20 protein-coding genes, 1 rRNA gene and 4 pseudogenes are annotated in these 24,432 nt (G+C 63.1%); 8 read left to right on the forward strand and 17 right to left on the reverse strand.

What is annotated here, in order from left to right; translation table 11 throughout:
• The first annotated feature begins 109 nt into the window (after positions 1–109).
• Together AB3X94_RS12610 and AB3X94_RS12615 are read left to right on the forward strand one after the other, a co-directional pair.
• Positions 110–1,504 (forward strand): LLM class flavin-dependent oxidoreductase, encoded by a 1,395-nt coding sequence (locus AB3X94_RS12610; RefSeq protein WP_368611689.1) that lies wholly within the window; start codon positions 110–112, stop codon positions 1,502–1,504.
• A 48-nt stretch (positions 1,505–1,552) separates the two neighbouring features.
• A complete protein-coding gene (locus tag AB3X94_RS12615) occupies positions 1,553–2,149 on the forward strand; it encodes a flavin reductase (RefSeq protein WP_368611690.1) in 597 nt (198 codons plus the stop codon).
• A gap of 64 nt (positions 2,150–2,213) precedes the next feature.
• Here the strand turns inward: AB3X94_RS12615 and AB3X94_RS12620 are convergent, their stop codons facing one another.
• From AB3X94_RS12620 to AB3X94_RS12645, 6 genes and pseudogenes are all read right to left on the reverse strand, one after another.
• The gene (locus tag AB3X94_RS12620; RefSeq protein WP_368611691.1) at positions 2,214–3,362 is read right to left on the reverse strand and encodes a DUF1501 domain-containing protein; all 1,149 of its coding nucleotides are present in this window, start codon (positions 3,360–3,362) and stop codon (positions 2,214–2,216) included.
• Positions 3,363–3,367: 5 nt separating this feature from the next.
• Positions 3,368–4,888 (reverse strand): DUF1800 family protein, encoded by a 1,521-nt coding sequence (locus AB3X94_RS12625; RefSeq protein ID WP_368611692.1) that lies wholly within the window; start codon positions 4,886–4,888, stop codon positions 3,368–3,370.
• 83 nt (positions 4,889–4,971) lie between these two features.
• Entirely contained in the window at positions 4,972–5,481 is a 510-nt protein-coding gene (locus tag AB3X94_RS12630) for a periplasmic heavy metal sensor (RefSeq protein WP_176105873.1), read from the reverse strand.
• On the reverse strand, positions 5,478–5,894 hold the full coding sequence (locus AB3X94_RS12635) for a hypothetical protein (RefSeq protein WP_176105872.1): 417 nt from the start codon (positions 5,892–5,894) through the stop codon (positions 5,478–5,480). The genes AB3X94_RS12630 and AB3X94_RS12635 overlap by 4 nt, the downstream gene beginning before the upstream one ends.
• Positions 5,891–6,487, reverse strand: a pseudogene (locus AB3X94_RS12640) (RNA polymerase sigma factor); the annotation flags it as partial. The gene AB3X94_RS12635 and the pseudogene AB3X94_RS12640, both read right to left, overlap by 4 nt.
• Positions 6,488–6,725: 238 nt before the next feature.
• Positions 6,726–7,043 (reverse strand): YXWGXW repeat-containing protein, encoded by a 318-nt coding sequence (locus AB3X94_RS12645; protein WP_176105870.1) that lies wholly within the window; start codon positions 7,041–7,043, stop codon positions 6,726–6,728.
• A gap of 210 nt (positions 7,044–7,253) precedes the next feature.
• Between AB3X94_RS12645 and AB3X94_RS12650 the strand changes: the two genes are divergently transcribed.
• Both AB3X94_RS12650 and AB3X94_RS12655 read left to right on the forward strand, forming a co-directional pair.
• Positions 7,254–7,940, forward strand: a complete 687-nt coding sequence (locus tag AB3X94_RS12650; RefSeq protein WP_176105869.1) for an HAD family phosphatase — start codon at positions 7,254–7,256, stop codon at positions 7,938–7,940.
• Positions 7,941–8,149: 209 nt separating this feature from the next.
• On the forward strand, positions 8,150–8,389 hold the full coding sequence (locus tag AB3X94_RS12655) for a hypothetical protein (RefSeq protein WP_176105868.1): 240 nt from the start codon (positions 8,150–8,152) through the stop codon (positions 8,387–8,389).
• Between the two features lie 96 nt (positions 8,390–8,485).
• On the opposite strand, the pseudogene AB3X94_RS12660 reads toward AB3X94_RS12655, so the two are convergent.
• The 4 genes and pseudogenes from AB3X94_RS12660 to AB3X94_RS12675 form a co-directional block, all read right to left on the reverse strand.
• Positions 8,486–8,665, reverse strand: a pseudogene (locus tag AB3X94_RS12660) (carboxymuconolactone decarboxylase family protein); the annotation flags it as partial.
• A 235-nt stretch (positions 8,666–8,900) separates the two neighbouring features.
• A complete protein-coding gene (locus AB3X94_RS12665) occupies positions 8,901–9,053 on the reverse strand; it encodes a hypothetical protein (RefSeq protein ID WP_176104963.1) in 153 nt (50 codons plus the stop codon).
• Positions 9,054–9,363: 310 nt separating this feature from the next.
• Positions 9,364–10,794, reverse strand: coding sequence for a mannose-1-phosphate guanylyltransferase/mannose-6-phosphate isomerase (locus AB3X94_RS12670; protein ID WP_368611693.1), 1,431 nt, complete (start codon positions 10,792–10,794; stop codon positions 9,364–9,366).
• A gap of 86 nt (positions 10,795–10,880) precedes the next feature.
• Positions 10,881–11,036, reverse strand: a pseudogene (locus AB3X94_RS12675) (N-acetyltransferase); the annotation flags it as partial.
• Between the two features lie 103 nt (positions 11,037–11,139).
• On the opposite strand from AB3X94_RS12675, the gene AB3X94_RS12680 reads away from it, so the two are divergent.
• The gene (locus AB3X94_RS12680; RefSeq protein ID WP_368611694.1) at positions 11,140–12,357 is read left to right on the forward strand and encodes a chondroitin 4-O-sulfotransferase; all 1,218 of its coding nucleotides are present in this window, start codon (positions 11,140–11,142) and stop codon (positions 12,355–12,357) included.
• Between the two features lie 587 nt (positions 12,358–12,944).
• Here AB3X94_RS12680 and AB3X94_RS12685 read toward each other — a convergent pair.
• The 6 genes and pseudogenes from AB3X94_RS12685 to AB3X94_RS12710 form a co-directional block, all read right to left on the reverse strand.
• Positions 12,945–13,095, reverse strand: a pseudogene (locus AB3X94_RS12685) (glycosyltransferase family 1 protein); the annotation flags it as partial.
• A 167-nt stretch (positions 13,096–13,262) separates the two neighbouring features.
• Positions 13,263–13,604, reverse strand: a complete 342-nt coding sequence (gene cyoD / locus AB3X94_RS12690; protein ID WP_184228595.1) for a cytochrome o ubiquinol oxidase subunit IV — start codon at positions 13,602–13,604, stop codon at positions 13,263–13,265.
• Positions 13,605–14,210 carry a cytochrome o ubiquinol oxidase subunit III gene (cyoC, locus tag AB3X94_RS12695; RefSeq protein WP_368611695.1) on the reverse strand — a complete coding sequence of 202 codons (606 nt, stop codon included), beginning with the start codon at positions 14,208–14,210 and terminating at the stop codon, positions 13,605–13,607.
• Positions 14,210–16,231 (reverse strand): cytochrome o ubiquinol oxidase subunit I, encoded by a 2,022-nt coding sequence (cyoB, locus tag AB3X94_RS12700; RefSeq protein WP_368611696.1) that lies wholly within the window; start codon positions 16,229–16,231, stop codon positions 14,210–14,212. The genes cyoC and cyoB overlap by 1 nt, the downstream gene beginning before the upstream one ends.
• Positions 16,232–16,234: 3 nt before the next feature.
• On the reverse strand, positions 16,235–17,128 hold the full coding sequence (gene cyoA, locus AB3X94_RS12705; RefSeq protein ID WP_368611697.1) for a ubiquinol oxidase subunit II: 894 nt from the start codon (positions 17,126–17,128) through the stop codon (positions 16,235–16,237).
• A 391-nt stretch (positions 17,129–17,519) separates the two neighbouring features.
• Entirely contained in the window at positions 17,520–19,076 is a 1,557-nt protein-coding gene (locus AB3X94_RS12710) for an NADH-quinone oxidoreductase subunit M (RefSeq protein ID WP_368611698.1), read from the reverse strand.
• Between the two features lie 681 nt (positions 19,077–19,757).
• Here AB3X94_RS12710 and AB3X94_RS12715 point away from each other — a divergent pair.
• From AB3X94_RS12715 to AB3X94_RS12725, 3 genes are read left to right on the forward strand one after another with little or no spacing between them, the layout of a single operon-like run.
• Positions 19,758–20,492 (forward strand): ABC transporter ATP-binding protein, encoded by a 735-nt coding sequence (locus AB3X94_RS12715; RefSeq protein ID WP_368611699.1) that lies wholly within the window; start codon positions 19,758–19,760, stop codon positions 20,490–20,492.
• Positions 20,482–23,061, forward strand: coding sequence for an FtsX-like permease family protein (locus AB3X94_RS12720; RefSeq protein ID WP_368611700.1), 2,580 nt, complete (start codon positions 20,482–20,484; stop codon positions 23,059–23,061). The genes AB3X94_RS12715 and AB3X94_RS12720 overlap by 11 nt, the downstream gene beginning before the upstream one ends.
• On the forward strand, positions 23,061–24,257 hold the full coding sequence (locus AB3X94_RS12725; RefSeq protein WP_176110367.1) for a carotenoid 1,2-hydratase: 1,197 nt from the start codon (positions 23,061–23,063) through the stop codon (positions 24,255–24,257). The genes AB3X94_RS12720 and AB3X94_RS12725 overlap by 1 nt, the downstream gene beginning before the upstream one ends.
• Before the next feature lie 72 nt (positions 24,258–24,329).
• Here the strand turns inward: AB3X94_RS12725 and rrf are convergent.
• A 5S ribosomal RNA gene (gene rrf, locus AB3X94_RS12730) occupies positions 24,330–24,432 on the reverse strand; the annotation flags it as partial.

Consider the following 24,432-nt stretch of genomic DNA (forward strand, 5'->3'; position numbering starts at 1 on the left):
GAGGGCTGGCTGCCCCCGCAGGCAGCCAACGATGTCTTGCATAGTGATTTTTCGTCCACTATATTAAACGAAATCCATCGTCCGAACCGCTCACCAGCCGGAACACACCATGCCGAAGCAAATCGTACTCAACGCGTTCGACATGAACTGCGTAGGTCACATCCAGCAAGGGCTGTGGACCCATCCGCGCGATCAGTCCACGCGCTACACGGACCTGCAGTACTGGACCGACTATGCGCAAAAGCTCGAAGCGGGCCTGTTCGACGGCATCTTTTTCGCGGACGTGGTCGGCGTCTACGATGTCTACGGCGGCAACCCCGATGCCGCGATCCGCGGTGCCGTGCAGGTGCCGGTCAACGATCCGACGCTGCTGATTCCAGCGATGGCCGCGGTCACGCGGCATCTGTCGTTCGGCGTCACGTCGAATCTGTCGGTCGAGCAGCCGTTTCTGTTCGCGCGCCGCATGTCCACGCTCGATCATCTGACGCGCGGCCGGGTCGGCTGGAACATCGTGACCGGCTATCTGGACAGCGCATCGCGCGCAATCGGCTTGACCGGTCAGATGGCGCACGACGACCGCTATGATCTCGCCGACGAGTACATGGAGCTCGTGTACAAGCTGTGGGAATGCAGCTGGGAGGACGACGCGATGCTGCGCGACAAGGCGCACGGCGTCTACGCGGACCCGTCGAAGGTCCACGTGATCCACCACCACGGCAAGCAATACCGCGTCGATGCGATGCATCTCGCCGAGCCGTCGCCGCAGCGCACCCCCGTGCTGTATCAGGCCGGCTCGTCCGCGCGCGGCAAACAGTTCGCGGCGGCACACGCGGAGTGCGTGTTCGTCAACGGCCAGGCGAAGCCGGCGGTCAAGTCGATCGTCGACGACATTCGCGCGCACGCGGTCGCCGGCGGCCGCCGCGCCGACGACATCAAGGTGCTGCTCGGCCAGACCGTCATCACGGGCCGCACCGATCAGGAAGCGCAGGAGAAATTCGACGAGTACCGCCGCTATGTAAGCTCGGAGGCGGCGCTGGTGCACGCGGCCGCATCGCTTGGGATCGACTTCGCGCGTTACGACATCGACGAGCCGATCGAAACCGGCAAGAGCCAGGCGATCGTGTCGAACGTCGAAGCGATGACGCGCGCGGCCGGTCCGCAATGGACGAGGCGCAAGCTGCTCGAACAGATGGTGCTCGGCAGCCGCCAGCAGCCGCTCGTCGGCTCGGCCGAGAAAATCGCCAGCGAGCTGATCGCATGGACCGAGGAAGCCGGCGTCGATGGCTTCAATCTGTCGCGCACCGTCGTGCCCGAGTGCTTCGACGATTTCATCGAACTGGTCGTGCCGCTGCTGCAGGAACGTGGCGCGTACAAGCGCGCGTACCGCGACGGCACGCTGCGCGAAAAACTGTTCGGCCATGCGCGGCTGCCCGAGACTCACACCGCGGCGCGCTTCCGATCGCCGGCTTGCGCGGCGGCACCGGCCGACGAGGCTCGCGGCTGACGCGATCACCGTTGTCTTAGCGAACCCCGACTTCCAGCAGAGGCCTTCATGCTTGACAAGAGCACGTTCCGCGACGCGATGGCCGGTCTTGGCGCGGCCGTCAACATCATCACCAGCGACGGCGCAGCCGGCCTTGCGGGCTGCACCGCGTCGGCGGTCTGCGGCGTCACCGACGAGCCGCCGACGCTGCTCGTCTGCATCAATCGCGGCAGCCGCAATAACGCCGCGTTTCGCAGCAACGGCAAGCTCTGCGTGAACGTGCTGAGCGCCGAGCAGCAGGCGCTTGCCGCGCACTTCGCCACGAGCGCGCTCGCGATCGAAGAGCGCTTCGCGGCCGCGCAATGGGACAAGCTCGAGACCGGCGCGCCGGTGTTGCAGGACGCGCTCGCGTCGCTCGATTGCGAGATCGAGTCGGTGACTGAAGTCGGCACGCACACGGTGTTCTTCTGCGCGGTGAAGGCCGCGCGCACGCGGGGCGCGGGCGATGCGCTGATCTACTACGGACGCCGCTACCATCGCGTCGGCGAGCGCTCGGTGCACGCGACGCATCAGGTCGCGGCGAATCAATGTGAAGCGTCCGCCTGCGCGTTGAGTTCGCACGGCTCGTCGAGATCGGCGGACCGCCGCGATCGTCCGGCCGAATAGCGCGGCTGCGGCGCGGACCGGATCGAGCGCAATACTTTCGCTCGCCGCGCCGACCATCGACTCGTCACGCCCGTACGACGCCCGTCATCGGTCCGCCCGCCACGGTCCGGCCAAACAGCGCTGCTGCCGTCCGTTCCGGGTCGAGCCCGAGACTTTCACTCGCGGCGCCTGCGATCAACGCATCGAGCGAGGTGGTCGGCTTCAGGTCACGCGACTGATACAGCTGATACGGCGCGAGCCCCGGCCAATCCGCTATCACGCGACCGCCCTGCACCGAGCCGCCCAGCACCATCGCGACCGAGCCGGTGCCGTGATCGGTGCCGCCCGTGCCGTTCGCGGCCGCGGTCCGGCCGAACTCCGTCGCGACCAGCACCGTGGTCTTGCTCCACGATGGTCCCATGCCGTCGCGCAACGCCGCGAGCATCGTGTCGAGCGCCTTCAGCTGATTCGCGAGCCGCGCGTTCTGCGCGCTGTGCGTGTCCCACCCGCCGGTCTCGATCATCGCGATGCGCGGACCGTCGTCGCGCGCCAGGAAACTCGCCGCGAGCTTGCCGAGGCTCGCCGGGTCCTGACGTGCGCCGGCATCGCCGGCGACGCTGCGCGCCGCCATCGCCGATTCCCACAGCGGACGCAACTGCGCGTCCTGCTCGTAGAGTTGCGACACGCGGGCGAGCAGATCGTCGGACGCCTGCGGCAACCCCGACGGCGCATACGACGTCACCGAAGCGGGACCGCGCAGCGCCATCGGCACGGTCGGCGCGAACGCGATCGCGTTCTCGCGGGTCGCGGGCAATTGCGCGGCGAGCCGGTTGAGCCAACCATCCTTCGTCCGATACGGCGATGTGCCACCCGTTTCCAGCACGTTCTGTCCGTCGAAATGCGAGCGGTCGCGGTACGGCGAAGCGACCGCGTGCACGAATAGCGCCTCGCGCTGCGCGTACAGCTTCGCCATTTGCGCGAGCGCCGGATGCAGCGCGAACGTGCCGTCCAGATGCGGCGCGTTCGACGCATCGATCGCGAGTGGTCCGCGCAAACTCGCATACGCGGGGTCCGCGTAAGGCACGACGATGTTCAGGCCATCGGCCGCGCCGCGCTGGATCACGAACACGAAGCGGCGGTCGGTCGCGACATGCGCGAACGCTATTCGCGGCGACACGAGCAGTGCGCCGGCACCAGCGGCGGCGACGCTCAGAAACTGGCGGCGTGACAGCATGGCGTTCACCTCCGTTGAAAATCGGGCGATACGAGCAGCAGCGCGATCGCCGTCGCCGCGCTTTCCGCGCGCGACACCGCCGTGGCCGTCGGCTCGCTGAGCGAGCCAGCCAGCAAGGTCTGCCCGAGCGAGCGCGCATCGAGCCGGTCGCCCACGCGCGAAGCGAAGCGTTGCGCGACTTCGACGCGGCGCACGAGCGCATCGGGTGCGGCCCAGCTCGCGGCGATATCGTCGTAGCCGGCGGGCGAACCGGGTCGCCACACCGGCTGCCCTAGCTGCGTCAGGAGCGGCGCGCTCTGCAGATTACCGAGGTCGTGCCAGCCGAGTCCGCGCATCGACGAAATGGTCCACTCCCACGGCGTCTTGAACTTCACCGCGCCGGGCGACCACGCTTGCGGCATATCGATCAACGCGCGATAGACGGTCGGCAGATCGCCGTCGCTGCGGGTGAACGCATCGGCCAGACGAACGCTCACGCCAGCCGGCGGATTGTCGGCGACGAAATGGCGCGCGAGCTTCGCGCCGATATGCTGCGCGGTGGCCGGCGCGTGCGCGAGGTCGTGCAGGATCGCGAGCGCCTGCTGCTCGCCGGCTTCGTCGTAGCGGCGTCCCATGATCGTGCGTGAGCCCGGTTCGTGCAGCGCCTGGCGAAACACGAAGCTGCCGGGTTCGCCGCTTGGCTCCATCGTGCGCCGGTTTGCATTGGCGCCGCCGTTCCCCGGATTGCCGACGAGACTCCAGCCGGTCAGCGCACGCGCGAACTCGGTCACGTCGTCCTGGCTATAGCCGCTGCGCACGCCGAGCGTGTGCAGTTCCATGATCTCGCGCGCGAGGTTCTCGTTGAGTCCGCGTCTGTTGTCCGGATTGCGCTGCGCGGCGCGCAGCGCCGCCATGCTGTCGGGACCGACCGAGCGGGTCTGGTCGAGGAACAGCTGCATGGCCGGATGACGCTCGACGGCCACCAGCATGTCCTCGAAACGGCCGAGCACGTGTGGGCGAATCGCTTCCGCTTCGAACGACCCGGCAAGCGCCGCGACGCCGGGTTTTTCGGCCGACACCGCAAAGTGGTTCGCCCAGAAATGCACGAGGCGTTCGACAAATGGCGTCTGCGTACTCAGCGCGCTTGCGACGCGCGCATTGACCGACGAGCGGTACAGGTCGAGGATTTCGACGCGAAACGCCTTTCGTTCGGATAGCTTCGCAGCTTGCGCGTCGGTCTGGCTGGCTGCTGCCGCGTTGCTGGCGATGTTGGTTGCGATGTTGTTCGCGTTCCGGTTCGAGTTGGATTCCTCGCCCGCCTTCTGCTTCGCCTGCTGCTCGATCTGCATGCGCTGCTGCGCGAGCTGCGTCGACAACGCGATCGAATCGGGCTGATTCCCCCACGCGTCCGGCCTCGGCTGGTACTGCTCGAACTGGGCGAGCAGCCATCCCTTCGGATCGGCTGGCGGCGTATCGTCGGCGCGCGCGCCGAGGCCGAAGCGGTTCAGTGCGACCGCCGCGGCATTCAGGTTCGGTGAGTGGGCCATACGATCCTCGTCGGCAGGTAAGACGCCTGCATGTTCGTTAAACGGCCGACGCGCCGGAATCCGTCGCCACCGCACGCATTTTTTTATTCGCCCGAGGCGGCATTCGCCGCCGGTTTCCTTGCGTTCGGCGCCGGCTGCGCTTCGCGCCATTGCCCGCGCAGCTTCAGGCTCTCGGCGAATTTGACACGCTCCTCGGGCGTCAGCGTCGCCGCGAAATCGGCGACGCTCGCTTCGACCATCGCGCGCAGGCTGCTGTCGGCCGCGCGGGTGCGCGCGAGCGCGGCATCGAGCGCGGCGCGATCGAACTGCGGCGCGGCCAGCAAACGCAATACCTCACGACGCCCTTCGCGAGCGTCACGCGCATACTGGCGCCCGTCGCGCCGCGCGTTTTTCAGGCCGTCGATAAACGCCTGCCGCTGCTGCGCCGACAGCGGCTCGGCGGCGAACCGCAACGCGCGCTGGTCCTGCGTCACCGGCTGATTCGCACCATGCGTGGCGAACCACTGATACGCGCCGCCGGCGATCGCGCCGAGCAGGAACACGTTGAGCACCGCGGAGCCCAGCAGCGCAAATTTCCACGAGCGCCCGTTCATTCGCCGCTCCAATCGGCGGAGCTGCCGCCGAAGCTCGAAGTCAGATACGAGGATTCATGCAAGACCGGCGCGTTCTCGGTCAGCACGAAGAACGACACCGCGAGCGCGCCAGCCAGGCCACCGAGCAGCCCGACGCCTGCCACCGCCGCGCCCGACCACCACAAACGCCAGCGCGCGGCCGGGCGTCGCGACGGCGCGCCATCGATGATGCGCCGTTGCAGTTCGAGACTCGGCGGCTCGATCCGGTCCGCGGCGAGCCATGCATCGAGGCCGGCCGCATCGCTCAACACCGCGTCGGCTTCGTCGCGATGCGCGCGCGCCCACTCCTGCGCGGCCTCGCGTTCGCGCTCCGGCCAGCGACGCGCGTCGGCGCCGTACGCTGCGACGATCTGATGGAATCTTTCGGGCGTCATGACTTGTCCTTGCTAAGGCCGCTGCCGGCCAGTTGGGCGCGCAAACCGCGGCGCGCGCGGCTCAGCAGACTTTCCAGCGCATCGACGCTAATGCCCATCAAGGCGGCAGCGTCGACGTTCGACATCTCCTGGTAATAGCTCAGCACGAGCGCTTCGCGCTGTCGCGCCGGCAGCGCGGCGAGCGCCGCGCGCACGCGCGCGTGGTCCGCGCGTGCTTCGAGCCGCGCGTCGGGTGGCGCGGCGGGATCGGCCGCGTCGGGCAGTTCGTCGCTCGGGTCTTCACGCTGACCGCGCAAACGGTCATAGCAAAGATTGAGCGCGACCCGATGCATCCACGTGTCGAACTTCGCTTCGCCTTCACGCCAGCGAGCCGCCTGTTTCCAGATTCGCACGAAGACCTCCTGCGCGACGTCCTCCGCTTCCATGCGATCGCCGAGCATGCGTGTGGCAAGCGCGAGCAGCCGCGGCAGTTTGCGCGCGACCAGCGAGCGGACCGCGCCGGGCTCCTCGCGGCCCACCCGCGCGATCAGCTCGGCGTCCGGATCGGGCGGCGCGTCGCTCAAGGCGTGCGGCTCCGTCGCGACATCACGCGCGCGCGTTCGCGTGCGGGCCGCATCACGGGATCAACGTCGTTCACTTGCCGCCGCTCCTTCGACTATCGTTTTGTTATGGTTTTCGTGCGCTACGGCGCTAGCCGGCCGGGTATCACGTATGCGGTCAATATACGACGACCGCCGGCCGGTAATAGGCCGGACGTGCCGGATAGACCACACAGCCAGCGAGCGAGGCCGCCAGCAGAATCATCACGAGTGTTTTCATCGCAAGCCTCGCTCAAGCCCAATGTCCTTCGATCCAGCGCCAGTGCGGCCCACGTTGCGCCCAGTGCCCGGGCACCCAGTGATAGCCGACCCGCACCGGCTGCCAGTGGCCCGGCGCCCACACATAGCGGCCGTGCTCCCAGCGCCAGCGGCCCTGATCCCACACATAGCCGTCCCGAGGCGCGGGCACGAGTTCGACGCGCGGCGGCGGCGGCGCCATTGGCGCGATCACCACTTGTGCGAAGGCGGGTGCTGCGGTCAGCGTGGCCGCGCAGCACAGCGCGGCGCTGAGCGTGGAACCGAGCAGGCGACTCATGCGGTTTGAGATCATGTCGTTTTCTCCCATAGGACCGAAAAGAGCCGGAGCCAGAGTGGCTCCGTTTCTGCTTCAACGGGTCAGCGGGGAGAAATCCGTCGCTCTGTCTGCAAAAAAAGTGCGACGGGAAGGAAGCGTTTCACTGTCGGGCGGCCATCGCGCTGCGGCCCGCGAGCCGGTGGGGTATCCTTGCCGCTTTAGCGAACCTCATCCGTACCCTCCCCGATGGCCGATTTTCCTTTCGACGCCGTGCTCTTCGACTGCGACGGCGTGCTCGTCGATTCCGAACCCATCACGAACCGCGTGCTCACCGAGATGCTCGGCGAGCTCGGGTGGCATATGAGCGTCGAAGAGACGATGCGCATTTTCGTCGGCAAGATGGTCAAGGACGAAGCGGAACTGATCGAGGCGCACACCGGCTTTGCCATCACGGCCGAGTGGCTGGCGCAGTTCCGCGCGCGTCGCAACGTGGCGCTCGACAAGGAGTTGCGCGCGATCGACGGCGCCTCTTTCGCGGTGCGCGCACTGCACCATACGTTGAACGGACGCATTGCGGTGGCGTCGGGCGCGGATCGCATCAAGATCGAATTGCAGCTCGTGAAGGCCGGCCTCCTCGACTGCTTCGACGGGCGCATCTTCAGCGGACACGAAACGCCGCGCAGCAAGCCGTTTCCCGACGTCTACCTCGCCGCGGCCGCGGCACTCGGCGTCGAGCCGGCACGCTGCGCGGTGATCGAGGATACGGTGACGGGAGCGACCGCGGGCGTCGCGGCCGGCGCGACGGTATTCGGCTATTGCCCGACGCACCTCGGCCATAGCAGCGCGACCGCGTTGCATGGCGCGGGCGCGGTGCACGTGTTCAGGGACATGGCCGAGCTACCGGCGTTACTCGCGGGATGGAGTACGCGCTGATTCGGCCGACGTGTTGGCAGTTGAACGACACCGGCCTGACGCGAGTTGGCCAACCACGACCGGTTTTCGGCTGCGCAGGTGCGGTCGATCAGCGCTTGCGCCAGTACCGACGTTGAATCCCGCCGCATGGCATGTTGCGTGCAACTGGAACGCCCGAGCGCAAGGCATTTGCGCGCTCGATACCCATCCAACGTTGCCGGAGATTCATCATGTCCAACTTGACCCTTGCCGACCTGTCGCGCTGCGACGACCTCGACCACGCAGCTGCGCAGTCCGTGCGCGGCGGGTACTCGCGCGAGTACCCGCCTTCGTGTTACAAGCCGCCGGTGTGCAGCCCGCCTCACTACGAACCGCCGCACTACAACCCATGCCCGCCGGTGCACTTTGGGTGTGGACCGGTCTACACCCCGATCTGCCATCCGGAACCGGGCAAGATCGTGCCGCTGTAAGCACGAGGCCTCGCGCCGTTGCGTACGACGGCGCAAGCCTGTATGTGTTGCGGCCCAGGTCGGTATGACCGGGCCGCAGCGTGCGTTTCGTGCGCTTTACTCGAAAGCAGGATCGATTGGCACGCGATAGCCGACCGCAAGCCGGTTCGTTTCGTTAGCCATTCCGACGATCGCCTGCAGTTCACCGAACATCTCGTCGGTCATGCCGGCGCGACGCGCCACCGCCGTGTGGCTCGCGACGCAATAGCCGCAGTTGTTCGTCACGCTGACCGCTACCGGAGCGAGTTTGGGAGCAAGTGGACAATTCCTGACTTACTGAACTTGACGACCTATGATCAGGCGAAGTGTGCCGCTTGACTTTGTGACACGTCTCGATCAGAGATGCCTATCGGGCCCAAGTAAGTCCCCCCCAACGCGGGACATATTCATTGCGAAAATCTTTCCAGCTGCTTGATGCGGTTCTCGGTGAGGGTTGCATCATATATTCCCTGCGCGAAAACCCGCGCCTCTGTTATCCGTCGCTGACGCCGGCTTCGGCGTTCAGGGCCTGAGCGTGCGGCATCGGCGGGAAGTTTGAGTAGATCGAATAGGTGATACGGCAAAGGTCGCATTCTTCCTCGACTGTCCAATCCGTTTCACTGCTTTGCTGTTTCAGTTGCCCCATTACACTCCTCAATATTTTCAGGCGATACCTCGCGAATTAACCATCGAAACGGACCACGGTCAATCGCACTAATTCGGGATAAGCCATTTTTGACAACTTTTTACGATTCTGATGATGAGCATTGTTCAACGACAGCTAAGTCCGACCGTCCGCACAGGCTTTATATCGCCGGCCCGTCGACCATCTGCTCGACGCTCACCCTTCGCGCGCGCCGTCAGTGTCCAGATCCGCTCGCATGAATAGAAAAAGGCCACCGGTCTTTCGACCGATGGCCTTTGAGGCGCGACGCCGGGGCTAAACCCCGAGGGTTTTAAACCTTCGCCACGCGCCCGTACGTATCCTCGAACCGCACGATATCGTCCTCACCGAGATACGCGCCCGACTGCACCTCGATCAACTCGAGCGGAATCCTGCCGGGGTTCAGCAGCCGGTGAGTAACGCCGAGCGGAATATAGGTCGACTGGTTCTCAGTCAGCATGATTTCCTTGTCGCCGTTCGTCACGAGCGCGGTGCCCTTCACGACGATCCAGTGCTCGGCGCGATGATGATGCATCTGCAGACTCAGCTGCGCGCCCGGATTGACGACGATGCGCTTGACCTGGAAGCGCTCGCCGCTATCGATGCCCTCATACGAACCCCAAGGCCGCACCACACGACGATGCGTGACCGACTCGTGCCGCCCCATCGCATTGAGCTGCGCGACGATCTTCTTCACGTTCTGCGCCTGGTCACGATTAGCGACCAGCACCGCGTCCGCGGTCTCGACGATCACGACGTTCTCGAGCCCAATGGCGGCCACGAGCCGATGCTCGGCGCGAATATACGAGTTGCTGACCGCGTCGGTCAGCACGTCGCCGATCAATGCGTTGTTCTGCGCATCGCGCTCGGCGATGTCGGCGAGCGCAGTCCACGAACCGATGTCGTTCCAGCCGAGGTCGGCGACCGCGACGACGGCCGCGCGCTGGGTCTTCTCCATCACCGCGTTATCGACGGAAATGTTCGGGCAGGCCGCAAACGACTCGGCATCGAGACGCACGAAATCGTAATCCTGCTGCGCGTTCTGCAGCGACAACTCGGCCTGACGCGCGATCTCCGGCTCATAGCGGCGCAACTCGTCCATATACGTCGACGCTTTCAGCATGAACATGCCGCTATTCCAGTAGTAGCGGCCCTCATCGATGAAGCGCTGGGCGGTCGCGGCATCGGGCTTCTCGACGAACGAGTCGACCGCGAACGTCTGCGTGCCGTCGATCAGCGGCGCACCCGCGCGAATGTAGCCGTAGCCGGTATGCGGCTCGGTCGGCGTGATGCCGAACGTGACCAGACGTCCATCTTTCGCGATCTGCGCGGCCGCTTCGACCGCCTTGACGAATGCGGCCTCGCCCGCGATCACATGATCGGACGGCAGCACGAGCAGCAAAGCGTCCGACGTCTCGCGCAGTGCGAGCAACGCGGCCACCGCGATGGCCGGCGCGGTGTTGCGGCTTGCCGGTTCCAGCACGATGTTTGCGGAACCCACGTCGACCTGGCGCAGTTGTTCGGCGACAAGAAAACGCTGCTCGTTGTTCGTGACGACGATCGGCGCGGTGACACCATCGATGCGGCGCAAGCGCAACGCGGTTTGCTGGACCAGCGTGTGTTCGCCTGTCAGTGCGAGGTACTGCTTCGGATAGCCGCCGCGCGACATCGGCCACAGTCGCGTGCCGCTGCCGCCGCAAAGAACTACGGGATGGATGTGCATGTTTTCAGGTCCTCGTTTGTGTCTTATGAATCGACTGCATCGGGCATCTGCCTCGTGATTGCGTCGCATCTTGCAGGCCGTCTCTGTTACGGCGCCCGATATTCTTTCCCCACCCACTCCATTCGCACCGATTCGAGCTCGCGCGGCAGGCGCGCCGAGATCGGTGCGCTGCGCGGCAATTCGACGAAGCCGAGACGCCGGTACAGCGCCTATGCGCGCTTGTTGCTCACCAGTACATCGAGCCTTTTCGGGGGCTGCGCGGCTTTATATCACAACTGGTTGTTACACCTCGGGCCCGCCGTTGGATTTAAAATTGAGGCTACCCAACACATAGCAATGACCTACGTGAGCAAACCTCTGTTCTTCATACATCCGCCGAAATGTGGCGGTTCCACTGTTATTTCCTTTTTTGACCTGAATCTCGATCGCGATAAGTTCATCAATTTCGTATGGGGTGGTGTATCTCAGGAAAAAACGCGAGAGCGATTTTTGGCAAGCGGAATCGGCGGCGGTCATGATCCTATCGGCATTCATCGAGACCTAAAAATGCCGTTGGAATATTGCAGTATTTTGCGCGAACCGCTCAGTCGGCAGACCTCGCATTACTGGTTCGCGCGTAATGGAAAAAACGGGGGCGTCGCGCGCGGAGTTTCCGTTTCCGAGGCTGAAGCGCTGGCGCAAGGCGGTGAATTGTCTCTGGACGATTGGGTGGGCGAATCGTGCGGCGGCAAGAATCTGTTCGTGCAAATGCTGAGCGGTCATGGCCGTGTGAACCGTGAAAGCCTTGAAATCGCGATTGAGAACGTCCGGCAACATATCCCGACAGTCGGTCTCTGTGAAGACATGAGCGATTTTCTGCTTCGTCTTTGCGGTAGAACCGGAATGCGTTTACCGTTCTTCATCCGTACGAATGTGACGGAAGGCGTGCCCAAGGAGCGCTCGCCGCTATCCGAGCGAGCCCGTGAAAAATTTGTCGAAGACAATCACCTGGACTACGAGTTGTACCAGTATGTGTGCGATGAGATCGCACGGGAAAGGGAGTCGTACGGCGCTATCTATACCCAGGCCATAGAAGCTGTTCGCCAGATTCAGCGGCGGATCGATGCTCTCGACAATCCCTATATTTATACCGGCAAGTCGAACATGTTCGGATTCGACGAAAATCATCTACGTATGGTGCGCGAGGTCGCTACTTCGGCTGATCTCTCTCCGATCGATGCATATATTGAGCTGGCGCAATCGCGTCGCCGCGAATGTGGCGACCTGTTCGATGGTTTCGTGGACGCAGTGAACGACGACATGGTGCACGGCTGGGCGGTGAATCTAAGCGTACCGGACAAATGCGTACCGATTGAAATATGGGTACGGGAAAAGCTGGTTGCGACGACGCTGACTGGCAACCCGCGGCCGGATGTGGCTGCTGCCGGCTATGCGTCCGAGCGTTGTGGCTTTGCTGTTCGGTTACCGGAGGAGGCGCAGGAGGGATTCAGAGTCAAGATTGCGGGATCTGCGCAAACGATACGATCTGCGGGGACCTGGCAGCGGGGTTGGCATATGGCGTGAGACGCCGTCCGGGTCCCGTCGTGCTCGCTCGCGTTTCAGCACTACAACGAACATCATCCTCGTAACGTGCGGAAGTACCGCCCGCCACCCGAGCTCAAGCACACGACCGATTCATCAACTCAAGCGTGAGGCGGTATCCGGAGATTCACGGGGTTGCTCCAAGTATGCGTCTCGGGGCAAGTACGGCGAACGGGGGACGCGATTGCCGAAGGCGGCCAGACGGTGTTAGTTGCCGCAGCGGAAGGTTGGTCGGCATCATCGGCCACGCAGCCGCAGCACTAGCCGTCCAACGCGACCCTTGAACATCTCGCACAACTCATATCACGCTGTGGCGCACTCTCCTCCGCTAACGTCAGATGAGCTGCCACGAAGCTCCATTCCTCGTCTGATACGTCTGTCGTATAAGGTCTTTGGGTTCTCTCTTGTCATGCCTCCAGGGGTACCATGGTTTGACCGGAAGTTCTTAATACCTTCTATCTGCAAACAGATACGCAACGTTCCGATGCGCTCTACGCGCGTAGACGCTGTGCTTGAACCTGACAGGGGCTCAGTCCGCTGGCGCCCCGGCATCGACGCGACGGATCGAAATCGCACTCACTCTCGAGTATCGGTACTTTGAAATCGAGCGCTTCGGCGAGCGGCATCCCGCAACCTTCGACGAACGACGGAAAAAGCAGTGCCCTGACAGTGTTGCAGATACGCATGTAGCTTTTCGTCGAAGCAGTGGGCTTCTTCTATTGCGACGACCTTGCGATTCGCAACACTCCTGCATATCGATGACGTTTTCGTATTCCGCGCGCCACGAGCACAGTAAACAAACAAACCATCCAGACAAAGCAAAAGCCCCGCAAGATTTCAATCTTGCGGGGCTTTTTTACCGATGCTAACGCTAAAGCGTTATCCGCTTAGCGCGACATCATGTTCATACTGACGTTATGCATCACCCACAACGTGCCGCCCACCACGATAACCGCGGTCAGCACGGTGAACACAAACGCCGTCACATTCCAGCGCTGCGACGACGACGTGTTCATATGCAGGAAGAACACCAGATGCACGAGGATCTGCACAAGCGCGAGGCCCGCGATCGCGAACAACGCACTATGGCCGGTCAACGTACCGGTCATTACGATCGCGAATGCCGCGACGGTCAGAATGACGGAGAGCACGAAGCCCGTCATGTAGCTGCCGAAGCTGCCGTGACCGCCTTCCGAGTGTGCGCCATGGGCGCTATGGCTATGGTCCATTTAGATCACGCTCGCAAGATAGACAAAGGTGAAAACGCCGATCCACACGACGTCGAGGAAGTGCCAGAAAAGGCTCAGGCACGTCAGACGGATCATGTCGCGTTCGGTCAGGTCGCGATGACGCATCACCTGCAGCGCCAGCACCACCATCCAGATCAGGCCGAACGTCACGTGCAGACCGTGCGTGCCGACCAGGGTGAAGAACGACGACAGGAACGCGCTACGGCTCGGACCTGCGCCTTCGGCGATCATGTGCGAAAACTCACGCATTTCCAGCACGAGGAACGCGAAGCCCAGCAGGAAAGTCACGCCGAGCCAGCCGAGCAGCGCGCCCTTGCGGTTCTTGTGCGCGCCGAGCATCGCGAAGCCGTAGGTGATACTCGAGAGCAGCAGCATCGTCGTTTCGAGCGCGACGCCGGGGATCTCGAACAGCTCCTTACCGCTCGGACCGCCCGCGAACTCCTGGCTCATCACCGCGAACACTGCGAACAGTGCCGCGAAGATGATGCAGTCGGTCATCAGGTACACCCAAAAGCCGAACACCGAGTGCGACGGCACGTGGTCCGGCGCGAGATGCGGCTCAACCGCAATAGTCTTCTGTAACATCAGTCCACCTCCAGCGCGACCTGCTTGCCGACGCTTGCGCCGACACCGGCCACGGCGCCAGCACCGCCGTTGCGTTTCTCTTCAATCAGCGCGACAGTGTCGGCCGGAATGTAATAGCCGTCGTTGTCCATGAAGCTGTAGACGATCACGGTGACGATCGTGCCAACCAGGCCAACGATCGCAAGCCACCAGATGTGCCACACGGCTGCAAATCCGAGCACCAGCGAGAACAGCCCCACCAGCAGACCCGCGGACGTGTTCGACGGCATGTGAATGTCGCGATACGCCGGCACTTTGACGCCGCCCTTGCGCGACTTCATTTCGCTGAACGCGTCGAGCGAGCGGACGTCCGGGATGTGAGCGAAGTTATAAACCGGCGGCGGCGAGCTCGTCGCCCATTCCAGCGTATGACCGTCCCACGGATCGCCCGTGAGGTCGCGGTTTTCCATCTTGTTGCGATCGCGGATGCTGACGACCAGTTGCAGCAGCTGGCAAGCGATACCGATTGCGATCAGCACCGCGCCGAACGCGGCGATGATCATCCACGGATGCCAGTCCGGGTTGTCGTAATGGTTCAGACGACGAGTCGCGCCCATGAAGCCGAGCACATACAGCGGCGTGAATGCGACCCAGAAACCAATTTGCCAGAACCAGAACGCGGCCTTGCCGAGCTTCTCGTTCAGCTTGAAGCCGAACGCCTTCGGGAACCAGTAGTTGAAGCCGGCCAGATAGCCGAACAGCACGCCACCGATAATCACGTTGTGGAAGTGAGCGATCAGGAACAGGCTGTTGTGCAGCATGAAGTCCGCGCCCGGGATCGCCAACATCACGCCGGTCATACCGCCGATCGTGAACGTGATGATGAAGCCGATCGTCCACAGGACCGGCGTCGTGAATTGCAGACGGCCCTTGTAGATCGTAAACAGCCAGTTGAACACCTTAACGCCGGTCGGAATCGAGATCACCATCGTCGCGATGCCGAAGAACGCGTTCACGTCCGCGCCCGAACCCATCGTGAAGAAGTGATGCAGCCACACGAGAAACGACAGCACCATGATCGCGCAGGTCGCCCAGACCATCGTCTTGTAGCCGAACAGCGGCTTCTTCGCGAAGGTCGCGACGACTTCCGAGAAAATACCGAACGCCGGCAGGACCAGGATGTACACCTCGGGGTGACCCCAGGCCCAGATCAGGTTCAGGTACAGCATCGCGTTACCGCCGGCTTCGTTCGTGAAGAAGTGCATGCCGAGGTAACGGTCGAGACCGAGCAGCGCGAGCGTGACGGTCAGGATCGGGAACGACGCCATGATCAGCACGTTCGCGCACAACGAGGTCCACGTGAACACCGGCATCTTCATCCACGACATGCCCGGAGCGCGCATCTTCACGATCGTCACGAAGAAGTTCACACCAGTCAGCAACGTGCCGACACCGGAGATCTGCAGACTCCACAGGTAGTAATCGACGCCGACACCTGGACTGAACTGCAATTCCGACAACGGCGGATAAGCGAGCCAGCCCGTCTGTGCGAATTCACCAACCACCAGCGAAATGTTGATCAGGATCGCGCTGACTGCCGTCAGCCAAAAGCTCAGCGAGTTGATGAACGGGAAAGCGACGTCGCGCGCGCCGATCTGCAGCGGCACGATGATGTTCATCAAACCGATCATGAACGTCATCGCCATGAAGAAGATCATGATGACGCCGTGCGCGGTGAAGATCTGGTCGTAGTGATGCGGCGGCAGATAGCCTGGGCTCAGGTACGACAGCGCCAGTTGCATACGCATCATGATTGCGTCGGCAAAGCCGCGCAACAGCATGATGAACGCAACGACGATGTACATCACACCGATCTTCTTATGATCGACGGACGTCAGCCATTCGCTCCACAGATAGCGCCATTTGCCGAAATACGTGATTCCGCCGAGCACCGCCAGTGCGGCGAGGGCCATGCCGGCGCCCGCCGTGACGATGATGGGCTCGTGATACGGAATCGCATCGAGAGTTAGTTTTCCGAACATGAGTTACCCCTTAGGCGCACAGTTGGCGTCTTTCATGTTGTCGATGACGTTGCCGTTGTTGTATTTGGCAATGATGTTATTGAAGAGCTTTGGATCGACGGTCGAGAAGTACCGCACAGGGTCCTTTTCGCTCGGCTCCGACACCGCGTGATAGCGGTCCATGTCGAGGCGGTCCGACGAAGCGCGCACCTTCTCAACCCAGGCGTTGAATTCTTCAGGCGACGAGGCGAGCGTACGGAACTTCATGTCCGAGAAGCCCTTGCCGCTGAAGTTCGCCGCGAGGCCCGCGTAGTCGCCGGTGTGATCGGCGATCAGGTGCAGGCGAGTCTGCATGCCTGCCATCGCGTAGATCTGGCCGCCCAACTGCGGGATGAAGAATGAGTTCATCACCGTGTCCGACGTAATCCGGAAGTTCACCGGCGTGCCGACCGGGATCGCGAGCTGGTTCACCGATGCGATACCGAGGTCCGGATAGATGAACAGCCACTTCCAGTCGAGCGCGACGACTTCGACGTTGATCGGCTTGACCTCAGACTCGAGCGGACGATACGGGTCGAGCTCATGCGTGCTCTTCCACGTCAACACGGCGAGGAACAAAATGATCAGCGCCGGAATCGTCCAGACGACGACTTCGATCGCGGTGGAATGCGTCCACCCCGGTTTGTATTCAGCGTTTCTGTTCGACGCGCGATAACGCCACGCGAAAAACAGTGTCATCAGAATGACCGGCACCACGACAATCAGCATGGCCCACACTGAAGTCGCGATCAGATCACGCTCCGCGAGTCCCACACTCCCCTTCGGATTCAGAATATCGAGGTTGCTGCAACCCGAAAGCAGCAACATGAGGCTGGCGGAAATGAAACTTGCCGGCCTTCTCAGCGCCCGTCCTTTCATATCCACTGCCTCGTTTTTTTGACTTCAACGAACGTCATTCGACGGCTCTCCAGTAATAAGCGCTCGCATAATAGGGGGGCATCGAATGCTAATAAACACTCGAATTTGCAACGATCTATTGCATCGCGCCGCAGTGCGACACGTTGCCGCATTCCCCGCACACCCTATTCACCAGCGTCGTTTGCGACGCTTCAAAAACGAAGCATCGAAAAGTTGACGCGTCGCAAGATCCCCTTCAAATAAGCACTGGAAAACCGCCGGACGCGCAGCGGTTTCGCAGTACTTCGTCGAGCATGCATTCACAAAGGGATTCGTAGCGACGCGCAAAAGCGCAAAAGCGTCGCCGCATCCTGACGCGCGGATGCGACAACGGTTCTTGCGCTCTGTTCTTTTAACCCGGATTGTGCGTGGCGACGGGTGCCGGTCCGGGCGCCGCCGCCTGCAGATGCTCGCCAGCTTCGGCCGGCACGTTGTCAGAAGGAAGCGCCGAGCGTTCGGATTGCGCTAGCAGCGTGCCGACCGACGGATCGATTGCATCGGTAAACGGCTTCGGATTGAGACCGATCGCGAGCACCAGCAGCGCCAACGCACCGAGCAGCGCGAACTCGCGCTTGCCGAGGTCCTTCAGATTCGCGACGCGCGCATTGGCGATCGCGCCGAAGATCACGCGCTTATACATCCACAGCGTGTAGGCCGCGCTCAGGATCAGCGTGGTCGCGGCGATCGCGCCGATCCAGAAGTTGAAGCGGATCGCGCCCATCAGCACCATGAATTCGCCGACGAAACCCGACGTGCCCGGCAGACCGATGTTGGCCATCGAGAACAACATCACGAAAGCGGCAAAGCGCGGCATCGTGTTGGCGACGCCACCGTATTCGGCGATCGATGCGCTTTTCGTGCGGTCGTACAGCATGCCGGTGCACAACAGCATCGCGCCGGACACCACGCCATAGGAGATCATCTGCACGATTGCGCCGGCCTGGCCGAAGCGGTTGAAGACGAACAGACCGAGCGTGACGAGGCCCATATGCGCGACCGTCGAATACGCGAGCAGGCGGCGCATGTCGGTTTGCACGAGCGCGAGCAGGCTCGAATAGATCACCGCGACGAGCGACAGCGTGATCATCATCGGCGCAAAGAAGTGGCTCGCTTGCGGCGCGATCGGCAGCGCGAAACGCAGCAGACCGTAGCCGCCGATCTTCAGCATGCCGATCATCACCGCGGCGCCGGTGGGACCGTCGAGGTGCACGTCGGGCAGCCACGTGTGCAGCGGCCACATCGGCACCTTCACGCCGAACGCGGCGAGGAAGCCGAGGAAGATCAGCGCCTGCGGCACCATGTCGAGATGCGCCTCGCGCCACACGGCGAGGTCGAAGCTGTGCGTCTGGCTATACAGATAGAGCAGCGACATCAGCATCATCAGCGAGCCGAGTAACGACACGAAGAAGAACTTCACCGCCGCATACGTGCGGTTCTTGTGACCGTACGTGCCGATCAGCAGATACAGCGGGATCAGCGTCGCCTCGAATGCAATGAAGAACATCATGCCGTCGAGCGACGTGAACACGCCCTGCATGAAACCCGACAGCATCAGGAACGCGCCGTAGTACTGCGCGGTACGCTGGGTGATCGACTCCCACGACGCGATCACGATGATGATCGTCGTCAGCGCGGTCAGCGCGACGAGCCACAGCGAAATCCCGTCGATTCCCACATGCCATGCGATATCGAACGTCGGCGACCAGCGGACGTTCTCGACGAACTGCATCGAGGTCACGTCGTTGCGGAAATTCGCCACGACCGGAATCACCGGCAACAAACCCGCCACCGCGCCGATCAGCGCGAGCCAGCGCGTGCGATTACGCGCCGCGTCGGACCCGGCGCGCAGAACCACGAAGCCGGCGACGATGGGGATCCAGATGAGAAGACTTAGGAGAGGCAATGGCATGTGCTCTGTCAAAACTTGAAGTACAAAACGCTGCGTCAATGCCGCCAAAACAGCAGGCATTGAAATTGAAATGTAAGTTGGAGTGCGCTGAAATTGACGCGTGGAGGGGTTTCCCGCTACACGTTTACCCGCAGCCGACCGACCGAGGGTGGGAGATTACCAAGATAAGAATAATTTTGCATCGCAGCAGCCAATAAATCCCTTCAGATTAGATTGTTGCGACCTGGACGCTTGCAAAACGCATCAAAATGTGCGTTTTCACTTTGTTACAAAGACCCCGCAGGGTCTTGAGAATTTGGCAGCAAAAGCTGGCAATTACCGGGAGGTTGGCCGCTTTTAGGCATCGCCTGTTTGTGGGGCCGGTTCGGCTGGAACGGATCGTGCTGAACGGTGCTTTTCGGCCCGCGGCGACGACCCGCATCTGAACAAGAATTTGCGTTGTCGACGACAAAAAATTTTTTTGTCCGGGCGGTCTGAATCGACCGGCGAAAAGGGGCAACGATGGCGAGCGCCTCGGATCAAGATGCGCTAAAACTGCGCCACCGAGGCGCGCCAACCTTCCAATCACCTTACGAAAATCAGCGTTTCGCCTGGTAGCTGCTGCGGAAATCCGCGCGGCGAGGCACACTCATTTCGCCTGGCCGGCGCCCCTCGCCCGGCCCCTTTTCCGGACCTCCTCGCATGGCGCTTCATGACGACGACGTCGTACCCGCACTCGAATGCCGCGGCCTCAGCAAGCGGTACGGCACCGGCCGCATCGTGCTCGCGCAGCTCGACTTCACGCTCGCTGCGGGAGAGTTCGTCGCGATCATGGGCGACTCGGGCGTTGGCAAGTCGACGTTGCTCAACCTGATCGCCGGACTCGACCGCGCCGATAGCGGCAGTGTGCTGATCGACGGACGCCCGGTCGAGCAACTCGACGATAACGCCGCGACGCGTCTGCGCCGCCAGAAGCTCGGCTTCGTATTCCAGGCGTTTCATGTGCTGCCGCATCTGACGCTCGCGCAGAACGTCGCGCTGCCACTGCTGCTCAACGATCTGCCGACGGCCGCCGCGCTCGACATGCTCGCGGCGGTCGGGCTCGGCGGACGCGGCGACGACTTTCCGCGCGATCTCTCCGGTGGCGAATTGCAGCGCGTAGCCATTGCACGCGCACTCGTGCATCGTCCAACGCTGCTTCTCGCCGACGAACCGACCGGCAACCTCGATCCCGCGACGGCGCACGACGTACTCGGCCTGTTCCGCGCGCAAAGCAAGGCGACGGGCGCGGCGACGATCATGGTCACGCATTCGGAAGCCGCGGCAGCCGTGGCCGACCGGGTGTTGATCCTGAGCGACGGCGGCTTGCATGCCGCGCGCGATAAAGCCGCGAACGTCGCGCACGCCGCGGCCCGCTCGACCGACGATGGCCGCTGACCTTCAGCCACTGCCGCGCGCGCCCGGCTATCGCGTTCTCGCAGGCTGGCTACTGGCCGCGGAATGGCGCAGCCATCGCGGACGCGCACTCGTCGCAATCGCGACGATCGCGCTCGGCGTCGCGCTCGGCTACGCGGTGCAACTGATCAACAGCGCGGCCTTCAATGAATTCTCCGCGGCCGCGCGCAGTCTGTCCGGGGAAGCGGACCTGCAAGTGCGCGGCGCGCAGCCTTTCGTCGACGAGTCCCTTTATCCGCAGCTGGCCAACGAGCCGGGCGTGGCGCTAGCGAGTCCCGTGCTCGCGCTCGACGTCGCGGTGCCCGGCCGCAACGGTGCACTGCCCGTTCTCGGCATCGACGTCTTCAAGGCGAGCCGGATCACGCCCGATCTGATCGGCGTACCCTCGCCTGAGCGCCCGTTCGACACGCTCGCCTCCGATGCGATATTTCTGTCGACGGCCGCGCAGCAATGGCTGAACGTCAAGACCGGCGACGACGTGACGCTGCGGGTCGGCACCTCGGATCTGCAGTTGCGCGTCGCGGGCGGGCTCATGCGCACGCGGCCGGGTCAACGGCTCGCGGTGATGGACATCGCCGCCGCGCAATGGCGGTTCGGCAAGGTGGGCAAGCTGTCGCGCGTCGACGTGCAGCTCGAGCGCGGCGTCGATCGGCAACGCTTCAAACGCGATCTGCAACAGCGACTCGGCAGTGCCTGGGTAGTCGCCGAAACGCGCGATACTGAGAGCCGTACCGATCGCCTGTCGCGTGCTTATCGGATCAACATGAACGTGCTCGCACTGGTCGCGCTGTTCACCGGCGCGTTCCTCGTGTTTTCGACGCAGGCGCTCGGTGTCGTGCGACGCCGCTCGCAGTTCGCGATGCTACGCGTGCTCGGCCTCACGCGAGCTCAGCTATTGCGGCAGATCCTGCTCGAAGGCGCGCTGCTCGGGCTACTCGGTTCGTTGTTTGGACTTGCGCTCGGCTACGCGATGGCAAGCGGTGCGCTGCGCTTTTTCGGCAGCGATCTTGGCGGCGGCTATTTTCCGGGTGTGCAACCGCGAGTCGGTTTCGAGCCGCTCGCGAGCGCGGTGTTTCTCGCGCTCGGGGTCGCGGTGTCGGTGTTGGGCAGCGTCGCGCCCGCCATCGACGCGGCGCGCGCACGGCCTGCCGCGGCACTCAAGGCCGGCGCCGAGGAAACCGCGCTGGCGCGGCTCGCGACGCCGTGGCCGGCGTTCGGCTGTTTGCTGGCGGCCGCCGCGCTGACGCGCGTGCCGCCGTGGTTCGATGCGCCGATTGCTGGTTATCTGGCGGTCGCGTTGCTGCTCGTCGGCGGCATCGCACTGATGCCGCGCGTGACCGCGCTGATTTTTGGTGCGGCGAGCCATGTGCGCGGCGCGCGACGCCGCGCGGGCGCGACGACTACGCTCGCGATTGCGCGTCTCGCGAATGCGCCGGGGCAGGCGTCGATCGCGATGGGCGGCGTGCTGTCGAGCTTCGCGCTGATCGTCGCGATGGCGATCATGGTGGCCAGCTTCCGCGTATCCGTCGACGACTGGATCTCGCATCTGCTGTCCGCGGATCTCTATGTGCGCCTAACCTCCGGCGGCAATAGCGGTGACAGTGGCGGCTTGCGGCCCGACCAACAGACGCGCATCGCGACGGTCCCCGGCATCCGCCATGCTGCGTTTTCGCGCATCACGCATCTGACACTCGATCCCGCCCGCCCGGACGTCGCGCTGCTCGCCCGCGAGATCGATGCGGCCGATCCGGGTGCGACCCTGCAGATGACCGGCGCGGTGCTCTCCCCGTCCGCGCTTCGCACCGGAGACATGCCTATTTGGGTTTCCGAAGCAATGGTCGACCTGTATGGGTATCAGTCAGGTCAACGCGTGCGGTTGCCGCTCGGCGAGCAGGGCCAGACGTTCGTCGTCGCCGGTGTCTGGCGCGACTACGCGCGGCAGAGCGGCGCGATTCAGATACGGCTTGGCGATTATCGGCGGCTCACCGGCGACTCCACCGCAACCGATGTCGCGGTGACTGTCGAGCCGGGCGTGAGTGTCGAACGCGTCGTCGCAAGTTTGAAGGCGTTGCCGTTCGGCGCTTCGCTCGATTTGTCGCAACCGGGGGAGATCCGTGCGCGCACGCTGGTCATCTTCGATCGAAGTTTCGCGGTCACGTATCTGCTCGAGGCGGTGGCCATAGTGATCGGCTTGTTCGGTGTCGCCGCGACGTTTTCCGCGCAGACGCTCGCGCGCGCCCGCGAGTTCGGGATGTTGCGCCACGTCGGCGTGACGCGCGCGCAGATTTTTGCGATCCTCGCATCGGAGGGCGGCCTGCTCACCGCATCCGGCATTGCGCTGGGTTTCGCGCTTGGTTTCGCGATCAGCCTGATTCTCGTGTTCGTCGTCAATCCGCAGTCGTTTCACTGGAGCATGTCGCTGCATGTGCCGTGGTTCGTGCTGGGCACGGTCGCGTTGGTGATGCTAGTGCTGTCGTGCACGACGGCGGTGGTAGCGGGACGGGGTGCGGTGTCGGTGGATGCCGTGCGCGCGGTGAAGGAGGACTGGTGATGCGAGTTGTGCGGCGTGCGTGGGGGATGCGATTGCTTTGGAGTCCCAGCAAATCTTCACTCCCATACCCTCATCGAACTTTTCGGAGCCTACTTTGCGTTGGCATAGCCGCTGCGTCGCCCTCTTTTGCCGCTAGCAGCGACTCCTCTGCATCCACGCCGGCCGCCTTCGCGATAGTCACGCCAGAACATCTGATCTCGTTTCCGCGGGACACCGGTGCCCATCCGGAATTCCGCACCGAATGGTGGTACGCGACGGGCTGGCTCACGACACCCGACCACCAACCGCTCGGATTCCAGATCACGTTCTTCCGTTCGGCGACTGGTCACGATGCCGCCGACCCCAGCGCCTTCGCCCCCTCGCAACTGATCATTGCGCACGCTGCGCTGAGCGATCCGGCCATCGGCCATCTCGTTCACGATCAACGCATCGCCCGGCAAGGTCTCGGGCTTTCCTACGCGAAGCCCGACAACACCAACGTCAAACTCGACGCATGGAAAATGATTCGCGCCGCGGACGGTCACTACGACGTCATCGCCGACGCAAGCGGATTCTCGCTACACCTCCAACTCGCGCCAACGCAGCCTCCGCTAATTCAGGGCGAGCGCGGTTACTCGCGCAAAGGAGCGCGTCCCGAACAGGCAAGCTATTACTACAGCGAACCGCAACTCCGCGTGACGGGCACTGTGGTGCGCCCGGCCGCGGGTGCAAACGACTCGACGCGCAATGCTGCCGTGACGGGTACCGCATGGCTCGATCACGAATGGTCGAGCACGTTGCTCGACGCCAATGCGGTCGGATGGGATTGGCTCGGCGCCAATTTGACGGACGGCTCGGCGCTCATGATATTCAAGATCCGTAGCCGCGATGGACATGCAACATGGGCCCACGCGACGCTTCGCAGACCCGATGGGCAGGTAACGAACTTCGGCCCCGGCGAAGTTGCGTTCACGCCGCATCGCATGTGGCGGTCGCCGCACACAAATACTTTGTACCCGGTATCGATGACGGTTAGAGCCGGAACTCTGACATGGCAACTCGATCCGCTGATGGACGATCAGGAACTCGATTCACGACAGTCGACCGGCGCAGTGTATTGGGAAGGCGCGGTGCGAGTGAGCCAACAGAATGCCGATGTAGGGCGGGCCTATCTGGAACTGACGGGTTACGCGGATGTGCTGCGGATCGGAAAGTAGTGAAGCGCGCGGAATCGACCGCGTAAACGCAAAAACCCCACCGCTGCGGGTGGGGTTTCTGGCTTTGGGGGAGCCTGACGATTACCTACTTTCACACGGGCAATCCGCACTATCATCGGCGTGGAGTCGTTTCACGGTCCTGTTCGGGATGGGAAGGGGTGGGACCGACTCGCTA

Source organism: Paraburkholderia sp. BR10923, assembly GCF_040948765.1.
GTDB classification, from domain to species: domain Bacteria; phylum Pseudomonadota; class Gammaproteobacteria; order Burkholderiales; family Burkholderiaceae; genus Paraburkholderia; species Paraburkholderia youngii.